At 47.8% G+C, this 9,382-nt stretch carries 5 protein-coding genes; 3 read left to right on the top strand and 2 right to left on the bottom strand.

The window, feature by feature from the left end; translation table 11 throughout:
- Positions 1-82: 82 nt before the first annotated feature.
- A complete protein-coding gene (locus tag PHU49_10705) occupies positions 83-2,065 on the top strand; it encodes an APC family permease (GenBank protein ID MDD5244473.1) in 1,983 nt (660 codons plus the stop codon).
- On the opposite strand, the gene PHU49_10700 is transcribed toward PHU49_10705, so the two are convergent.
- Positions 2,042-4,870: a cation-translocating P-type ATPase gene (locus PHU49_10700; protein MDD5244472.1), complete on the bottom strand. Its 2,829-nt coding sequence runs from the start codon at positions 4,868-4,870 to the stop codon at positions 2,042-2,044. The two genes, PHU49_10705 and PHU49_10700, sit on opposite strands and share 24 nt — an antisense overlap.
- Positions 4,871-5,184: 314 nt before the next feature.
- On the opposite strand from PHU49_10700, the gene PHU49_10695 reads away from it, so the two are divergent.
- Together PHU49_10695 and PHU49_10690 are read left to right on the top strand one after the other, a co-directional pair.
- A complete protein-coding gene (locus tag PHU49_10695; protein MDD5244471.1) occupies positions 5,185-6,024 on the top strand; it encodes a cytidylate kinase-like family protein in 840 nt (279 codons plus the stop codon).
- 4 nt (positions 6,025-6,028) lie between these two features.
- Complete coding sequence (locus PHU49_10690; protein ID MDD5244470.1) at positions 6,029-7,363, top strand: sodium:proton antiporter; 1,335 nt, start codon at positions 6,029-6,031, stop codon at positions 7,361-7,363.
- 562 nt (positions 7,364-7,925) lie between these two features.
- On the opposite strand, the gene PHU49_10685 is transcribed toward PHU49_10690, so the two are convergent.
- Complete coding sequence (locus PHU49_10685; protein MDD5244469.1) at positions 7,926-9,044, bottom strand: sodium ion-translocating decarboxylase subunit beta; 1,119 nt, start codon at positions 9,042-9,044, stop codon at positions 7,926-7,928.
- Positions 9,045-9,382 lie beyond the last annotated feature (338 nt).

The raw sequence follows: 9,382 nt of genomic DNA, 5'->3' as shown, positions 1-9,382 counted from the left end.
TACCTTTTAATGTTTATCCCGTTCACTACATACATACCTTAACCCCGACAAAACAAACTAAGACAGCCATCAAGGAGACGGAATGGAGCAAGATCCCTCAGAGCAACAACGTTCGTTATTTGAAAAGATAAAACGCACAATAATAGGCACGCCCCATAATATCAACGAGCCCTCGATCTTCCACAGATTATCCCTCATACCGATACTCGCATGGATAGGCCTTGGGGGCGACGGTCTTTCATCGTCCTCATACGGTCCCGAAGAGGCATTCCGGACATTGGGGCCCCATACATACCTCGCTATCTTTATCGCCATCGCATCGGCAATCACGGTTATTATCATATCCTATTCTTATACCAGGATTATTGAACATTTCCCTCATGGAGGAGGGGGTTACATTGTAGCGACTCATACTATCAGCAAGAATGCGGGGGTGATCTCCGGCTGTGCGCTCCTCGTGGATTATATGTTAACGATCACGGTCTCTCTTGTCTCATGCGGTGATGCCGTATTCAGTTTCCTGCCATTGTCCTTCCATCATTACAAGTTATTTTTCGTGGGATTTCTCATTATACTTCTTGTCATATTAAATCTCCGGGGAGTCAAAGAATCCGTGATAATACTCGCACCTATTTTTATACTTTTTGTTATCACCCACGTCCTGCTTATCGGATACGGTTTTACAACCCACATCAATCAGGTAAAACCTCTCGTTGGGGAGATCAGGAATAATTTTCAGGCAGGTCTTGCCAGTCTTGGAGGGATCGGACTTCTCGCCATTTTCCTGAGGGCATTTTCCATGGGTGCCGGAACATACACCGGTATTGAGGCTGTTTCAAATGGTATGCAGATCATGCGGGAACCAAGGGTCAAAACCGGGAAAAGAACCATGATATACCTGGCAACATCCCTTGCTATAACGGCCGGCGGTCTTCTGGTCTGTTACCTGCTTTTCAGGATAAGACCCGAGGAAGGAAGAACGCTCAACGCAATCCTTTCTGAAGAGATTTTTAAAAACTGGCCCTTTGGGAGCTGGGTAGCCCTGGTTACCATCCTTTCAGAAGGCGCCCTTCTTGCTGTTGCCGCCCAGACAGGATTTATCGATGGACCGAGGGTTATGTCCAATATGGCCATAGACTCCTGGCTCCCACGGCGTTTTGCATCACTCTCCGAGCGCCTGACCATGCAGGATGGGGTTCTCCTGATGGGTATTGCCGCCTTAATCCTGCTTCTTTATACCCATGGGTCAATCACTGCACTCGTCGTCATGTACTCCATCAATGTCTTTGTTACATTCTCCCTGTCCCAGTTCGGTATGGCACGGTTTTTTGTGAAAAACAGAAACAGGGATAAGAAATGGAAACAGCACATTGTTATTCACATCATAGGCCTGATGCTCTGTCTCACGATCCTTTCGGTCACCGTTTATGAAAAATTCGGTGAAGGAGGGTGGGTGACGCTTGCGATAACATCAGTCATTATCGGCTTGTGCTATTTAATAAAGAGGCACTACACTAAAGTAAGGCAAAGCATCCGCCATCTTGAAAAAACCCTCTCCGATATACCTCCCTCTGAGGAATATAACAACAATCCGGTTCGTCCGAAAGACATGACTGCGATACTCCTTGTTGGCGGTTTTAGCGGTTTTGGGCTGCACACGTTGCTGTCTGTCGTTAAAAATTTTCCCAATGTATATAAGAATTACATCTATATCTCTGTAGCAGAGGTTGATTCCGGTTCATTTAAGGGGATTGCTGAGATGGAAGCCTTGAAAAAGTCAGCAAAAGAAGGCCTTGAAAAATACGTGAAGATAACAAGGATACACGGTTTCCCGGCGGATTACCGGTTTGATATCGGAACAGATGTCGTCGATTCTGTCACTGAATTAGTGGAAAAAACCGTAAAAGAATTCCCTCACTCCACTGTTTTTACCGGGAAGCTGGTCTTCAAACACGAAAACCCTTTTCAAAGGATACTTCACAACGAGACTGCCTTTGCAATCCAGAGACGTCTGCAATGGGACGGGATCGCTACGATGATCTTACCGATCCGGGTTGATGTTTAGCTCTCTGTGTCTTTTCCTCAGAAAAATCTTTACTATCTCCGCGGCTACGGGGGCCATAAGCATAAAGGGGGCCATTACAATCCAGTCGCTGATGCCGAGGAATGTTGTACCAAAAAACGGTCTCAGAAACGGGACATATACCGTTATGAGGACAAGGAACGCCGAACTGATAACCCCCGGCTGCATCCAGCGGTTCGAAAAAACGCCGATTGAGAAAACGCTGTAGTATTCCGACCGTGCGGTATATGCCCTTAATAGTTCCGACATACAGAGCGTTATAAACGCCATGGTCCGTGCAGCCGCAAGATTTTCAGGAAACCTGATAATTCCTATTGCAAAAACAGAAAGTATCGCAACCGTATCAACAAGCGGGATAACAACAAGACCTAATGCCATATCCTTGTTTATAACCGGTTCCGTTGTCGGTCTTGGCGGACGCTTCATGATATCGGGCTCACCTTTTTCCAGGCCGAGTGCGAGGGCAGGAGCGCCATCGGTCACTAAGTTCAACCACAGCAACTGGATAGGCCTGAAGGGGACAGGCATACCGAAAAGCATGGAGAGAAAAACTATCAAAACCTCACCGATGTTACATGCCAGGAGAAAGAAGACAAATTTTCTGATATTTGCATAGATAATCCGGCCTTCCTCTACGGCAGAAACAATACTTGCGTAGTTATCATCGGTAAGGATCATGTCGGCGGTCTCCTTTGAGACGTCAGTCCCGGTAATACCCATGGCCACGCCGATATTTGCTCTTTTCAGTGCCGGGGCATCGTTTACACCATCTCCCGTCATGGCAACCACATGTCCTTTTGCCTTAAAGGCATCAACAACCTTTGTTTTGTGTTGTGGTGAGACCCGGCAGCACACGTTTACATCATCGATAACCTTTGCGAACTCAGGATCGCTCATTGAATCAAGCTCGGCCCCGGTAAACACCTTTCCCGCTGGTGAGAGTATACCGATCTCCCTTGCCACTGCCTCGGCGGTGTCCTTATAGTCACCGGTAATCATAACACTTTTAATCCCGGCCCCATGAGCCACTTTCACTGCCTGCTTCACCTCGGGCCGGGGTGGGTCCATCATACCTAAAAGCCCTGCGAAAACCAACTTCTGTTCGATAATGGTAAAATCACATGAGTCGGGCACACTATCCATCGGTCTATAGGCAACACCGAGAACCCTCAGCGCCTGCTGCGCCATACCCCTGTTGACCTTCAGTATTCCCTGTTTCCCTGCCGCATCGAGAGGCACGATCTTCCCATCCTCAATACAACTCGTACAGAGGTCAAGGATTACATCGGGTGCTCCTTTCACAAAAGCAATTACCTCCGGGGAATCAAAACCAATCTCGCTGCCATGTTGTGCAGATCTCTGGAATCGATGAATGGTTGTCATCCTTTTTCTCTCAGAATCAAAGGGAATTTCCATGACCCGAGGGAATATCCTGTCCGCATCCGTCCGCCATATCCCCCCCTTTGCGGCGGCGACAACCATGGCCCCCTCGGTCGGGTCTCCAACCATCCGCCACGTTTTAGCTCCATTCTCTTCACCGCTTTCTTCCAGTTTTGCATCATTACAGAGTAATGAGCCATGGAGTAAAAGAACAGCCTCCTGATAATCAAATGTATTAAAGGGTACATTATCGAGCAAAAATTCCCCTTGCGGTACATATCCTTCTCCTGATACCTGAAAAAGTTTTCCTCCAGCCCATCCCTGCACGACAGTCATTTTATTCTGTGTCAGCGTCCCTGTCTTGTCGGAGCAGATAACTGTTGTGCAACCAAGTGTCTCAACGGCCGGCAATTTACGGATCAATGCATGGCGCTTTATCATACGCTGCATGCCAAGGGCAAGACATATAGTTACGACCGCAGGCAGACCTTCGGGCACAGCTGCTATAGCCAGGCTAACGGCAGTCATGAAAAGATTGACAATATTCCTCTTTTCGGCAGAGAAATATGCGGATATCCCTTGCTGAAAGATTGCGCTCAAATGTGTGTCCCTTATCAGACCCCACGCAAAAATGATGCAGCAGATAGCGAGGCATCCAACCCCGAGTATCTTTGCCAACTGGTCAAGTTTTTTCTGGAGAGGAGTCGGTTCCGCTTCATAGGATTGCAGCATTTCGGCTATCAGACCAATCTGGGTGTGCATGCCTGTTGCAACCACAATTCCGCTTCCCCTTCCATACGTCACCACCGTGCTCATGAATACAGAATTCTTACGGTCACCCAGGGGAATTTCCTTGTCCAGAACGCTCTTTGCATCTTTTTCTACAGGAACAGACTCACCGGTAAGTGATGCCTCTTCGATTTTAAGGTTTATGCTTTCAATGAGACGCAGATCTGCCGGTATATAATTTCCGGCCTCTATGGTGACGATGTCGCCCGGGACCAGTTCTCTTGAAGGTACGGTAATCTGGTGGCCGTCCCTTATCACCTGGGCATTCGGGGCTGCCATCTTCTGAAGCGCAGCAAGCGCTGCTTCCGCTTTAGACTCCTGAACAACACCCACAATGGCATTAAGGACGACAATGACCATGATCGCAACCGCATCGACGATCTCACCCAGAAGAAGTGACACAATCGCCGCGATGATCAGGATGATTACCAGGAAATTACTGAACTGGGCCATGAGCATCTTGAAAAAACCGGGCCGGGGTTTCTCTGCCAGCTCATTGGGACCATGCTCCTCCAGACGTTTCCCGGCTTCGGCCTGAGTCAGGCCCTCTCCAATCCGCGTCTCCAACCTATCGACCACATGCTCGATGGGCATGTAATGACACTCGCGTAACTTCATTGAATGAAACCCCTCTTGTCAGTAGATTCCCAAGATTCCCACCGGCAAACCCGTGGTACTATCAATACGCGCCTTGCGGGAACAAACGTATTTGCCCACGCCTGAAAGCGGCCCTCTTTCGGCTCGGGTCGTTTAAGGCATAAGGGGAATTGTCACATAGCTTATAGCAAAATACCCGTAAAATGAAAGACATAAAATGTAAAATATTCAAAATTTTTTACTTTTTACGTTTCACGATATAAGACGTATCCGGGATTATTTTTTCTTGTTTTGTCTCACAAAAAAAGTTAATTTGAGCAGAAAAGTACAACGTTATGATGGTTATTACTGTCTCACGATCATATGGCTCAGCGGGCAGCCTCTTTGCCCGCCGCCTTGCCGAAAACCTCGGTTATTCTTATGCCGATGAGTTGTTTATCAATAATATAGGCTACGATTCGGGGGTCTCCGGAGCTCTCCTGGCAAGCATAGAGGACGAGCCAAGCCCCAATTTTTTTCAGCGTGCCAAAGATCTGCTTACGCGGAAAAGCTCCTTCAAGACAGCGCTCTCGGCCTGCATCTATGATTTTGTCTTGAAGAGCGACATCGTCTTCGTCGGGGGCGGGGCGCATCTGATCCTTGAAAACTATCCCGGTATGATCAGCATCCAGGTGATGAGGAATCTATCTGAACGTATTCGGGACATTGCGGCAGAAAAAAACATCTCCTACGAGGAGGCCTTGCGACTCATCGAGAAGAAGGATAAGGCAAAAAAGAATTTTATCAGCTATTACTTCGACAGGGACCTCTTCGATCCCCTGAAGTTTCATCTCACTTTCAATTCAAGTTTGGTATCGCTCGCCGACGCTATCGATATATCAAGCAACTATGCTAATAAGTATTTCTCCGGCGTCAATCACGAAGAGGCAAAAACATTTCTGAGAAAGAAGCTTTTGGAAAAAAAAGCGGAGATCCTCCTCTCACGGCAAGACTTTGGTAGTGATTTTGGCAAAATTTCCTTCGAGGCTATCGACGTGGACATACTCTCCGTGAAAGGCATCATTGGAGGAGAGGAAGAAAAGAAACAACTTTTTAAGACCCTCTGGAATGTTAGAGGATTAAAGAAGATCGAAGACAATCTGAAATTCGGAGTACTTTCACGCAACCTTTATTAAATTTATGACAAAACAGCGAATCCTGCCAAAATGTGTTACGACAGCCTATCTCGCCGTTCTGCTTGTCGTCGTTTATTCTTGCCGTCAAACCGGTCCGGCGCAGTTCCCTCTATGGAGTTGTTTATTCTTCGTCGTGCTGCTTTTGTCCATAGCGGTCTTTCCCCTCGCACTATCCGAATGGTGGTCGAAGCACTACTGCCTTTTTACCTTTCTCCTTGTCGTTCCCGCCGCGTTTGTCGTCATTATGGAAGAATGGACCCTTCTCGTCCATGTCCTCGGAGAATACATTTCGTTTATCATTCTCCTGGGGTCGCTTTTTATTATTGCAGGAGGGATCGTCATCAGGTTGGGTGCCAGAGGTACCCCGATATTAAACTGTACCATGCTGCTTCTTGGCGCCTTCTTTGCGAGCTTTATCGGTACAACCGGCGCAAGCATGGTGCTTATAAGACCGATGCTGCATGCCAACAGGGGGAGGAAACACGTTTCACACATCTTCGTATTCTTCATATTCATTGTTTCCAATATTGGCGGCCTCCTGACCCCCCTGGGTGATCCCCCGCTTTTTTTGGGTTTCTTACGAGGGGTTCCTTTCGTCTGGACGATGAAGCTGTTCCCTTTTTGGATATTTACCGTTTTCATTCTCCTGGCAGTTTTTTATTTCTTTGATACCTGTATGATCAAAAAAGAAGATGAAAGTTTCTTCCTTGAAACGATAGATGAGGTATCGCAGAAAAAGGTAGAAATTAAGGGTAAAATCAACCTTATCTTTCTCCTCATGGTTCTCGGTTCTTTATTCTTGCCTCAAATCTTAAGAGAGATAGTCATGCTTGCGGCCCTGGCCCTTTCCATATACTTCACGTCAGTCGCCCTTCGGGAAGAGAACGCCTTTACGTACCACCCCATTATCGAGGTAGCTGTCCTCTTTGCCGGTATCTTCGTGACAATGGCGCCGGTAATGAAAATCCTCGAGGTGAACGGAAGCAAGCTGGGAGTTAATGAACCATGGCAGTTTTTCTGGGCAACTGGGGTGCTCTCGAGCTTTCTTGATAACGCACCGACATACCTCATCTTTTTCTCATCGGCCCAAAGTGTTGCCCAGGCACAAAACATTGCACACGGTCTTATCGTCGGCGTACCTGAAGTATATCTTAAAGCCATCTCCGTGGGGGCTGTAATGATGGGTGCAAATACTTACATAGGAAATGGTCCGAATTTTATGGTAAAGGCCATATGCGAGGAAAACGATGTTAGTATGCCTTCTTTTTTCGGATACATGGTATGGTCTCTTGTCATCCTTATACCGGTTTTTCTTCTGGTAACCTTTCTCTTTTTCTGATACCGGTACCCGCCTTAGCAAACAGGATACTTGATACTGGCAAAAATCTCGTAAGTCATGAATCGTAAGACGTGAGGAGGAGGACGGAAGGACGAGAAGAATCAGGTTGAGGTTTTTCATTCAGTTGTCATCGCGAGGAGTGAAGCGACGTGGCGATCTCAGGGTATAATCTATTGAATGAGATTGCCGCGCTCCGCTCGCAATGACACCTATCACCTATTACCTTTCACTGAGTTTATCCTCTTACGCCTCGCGGAAAGGAAAAGGCCCTTCTTTCCCACCGAAGATATATCGATATCCCGGTTAAAATAGAAGGGCGTTGTTTACAACGCCCTGGACGTATCCGGGATAAGTCGTAGCGAGTTCACGAGCCGGGTACCCGCGTGCGGGTGCGGGAGTCTCTGCGGGCTTTGCCCGCAGAGGGGGCGACGTGAGCCCCGGTGCAGTTTTTATAGCCCGTTCTCGGGCGCGAGGGGGAGTCTCTGCGGGCTTTGCCCGCAGAGGGGGCGACGTGAGCCCCGGTAATAGAAGGGCGTTGTTTACAACGCCCTATTGGAATAGTTCATTTCAGCAAAGACAGAAACATGCCTGCCGCCACGGCAGTGCCGATAACTCCGGCCACATTAGGACCCATGGCATGCATGAGGAGGTGGTTCTTCGGATCTGCTTCCAGTCCTACCTTCTGGCTTACACGTGCCGCCATAGGGACTGCCGAAACACCGGCGGAGCCGATAAGAGGGTTGATCTTCTCTTTCAGGAAGAGATTCATTATCTTTGCAAGGAGCAAACCTCCTATAGTAGAGAATGCAAACGCAACAAGACCCAAAAAGAATATAAAGATCGGTTGCGGCTTCAGGAAGATCTCTGCCTTCATAGTCGCACCAACGGCGATGCCGAGAATTATAGTCACGATGTTGAGGAGTTCGTTCTGCGAGGTCTTTAACAACCGGTCTACGACCTTGCATTCCCTGAACAGGTTACCGATCATCAAAAGGCCCATAAGCGGGGCTGCAGGGGGTGTAAGCAGACAGATCACAACCGTTGCGACGATAGGATAGAGGATCCTTTCAAGCTTACTTACCGGCCGCAGTTGTTTCATCTTTATCTTTCTTTCCGCTTTCGTTGTAAGCAACCTCATGATCGGGGGCTGGATAAGAGGGACCATTGACATGTACGAGTATGCGGCGATTGCCACCATGCCTATCATATGGGGCGCCAGAGAACTCGACAGATATATTGTTGTAGGACCGTCAGCACCGCCGATGATGCCGATGCACGCTGCCTCTTTGAGCGTAAAACCGAAAAAGATGGAGCCGAAGAAGGCAATGTATACCCCAAGTTGTGCGCTTGCCCCGAGGATCAGGGTCTTCGGGTTCGCGATCATGGGGCCAAAATCAGTAAGCGCGCCGATTCCCAGGAAGATCAAACAGGGAATGATCTCCGTTTCAAGTCCATATTTGAAGAAAAGGTTGATAAGGTCACCAGGTCCGGTAAGCGGGGCAATGGGCATGTTGACGAGAAAGATACTGAAGCCGATAGGTACAAGAAGCAGAGGCTCAAAATCCTTTTTAATGGCAAGAAATATAAAAAAACAACCGATGAGCCACATGACCACGTGGCCGACCGTAAGATGCACGACACCTGTTTTCAGCAGTAATTCATGAAAGAGGTTAGAATCCATATTCATTTACCCCCTTTCTTCTCAATCCGTTTACACACGAAACTCATGATTTTCACGCTGAATGCAAGAAGCAATAACGTGATAAATACTACGGAAAACCCTATAACAGCTACTCTTGCTGCATCTGTCCACATAATGTTCTCCTCCGTTTCTCAATTAGTCTCCGGACCTTATGGCCGTTTTTCATAAACCGAATCTTCTTAGATGATACCCATCCCCTTCAGGACTGAGAGCATAACCGCCGCTGCCATTATGGACCCAACCTGACCGCCTGCATTTGCGCCCATGGCGTGCATAAGGAGATCGCTTTTCTTATTGTATTTCTGACCCTCTTTCTG

The sequence above is a fragment of the Syntrophorhabdaceae bacterium genome, assembly GCA_028713955.1.
Lineage (GTDB): Bacteria > Desulfobacterota > Syntrophorhabdia > Syntrophorhabdales > Syntrophorhabdaceae > UBA5609.
The sequence above is the reverse complement of the archived record's forward strand: the minus strand, read 5'-3'. Positions and strand labels throughout refer to the sequence as shown.

What these genes read in the sequence shown, in the direction of transcription:
- PHU49_10705 (MDD5244473.1), top strand. Translation starts at nt 83, where the DNA reads ATGGAGCAAGATCCCTCAGAGCAACAACGTTCGTTATTTGAAAAGATA.
- PHU49_10700 (MDD5244472.1), bottom strand. Translation starts at nt 4,870, where the DNA reads ATGAAGTTACGCGAGTGTCATTACATGCCCATCGAGCATGTGGTCGAT.
- PHU49_10695 (MDD5244471.1), top strand. Translation starts at nt 5,185, where the DNA reads ATGATGGTTATTACTGTCTCACGATCATATGGCTCAGCGGGCAGCCTC.
- PHU49_10690 (MDD5244470.1), top strand. Translation starts at nt 6,029, where the DNA reads ATGACAAAACAGCGAATCCTGCCAAAATGTGTTACGACAGCCTATCTC.
- PHU49_10685 (MDD5244469.1), bottom strand. Translation starts at nt 9,044, where the DNA reads ATGGATTCTAACCTCTTTCATGAATTACTGCTGAAAACAGGTGTCGTG.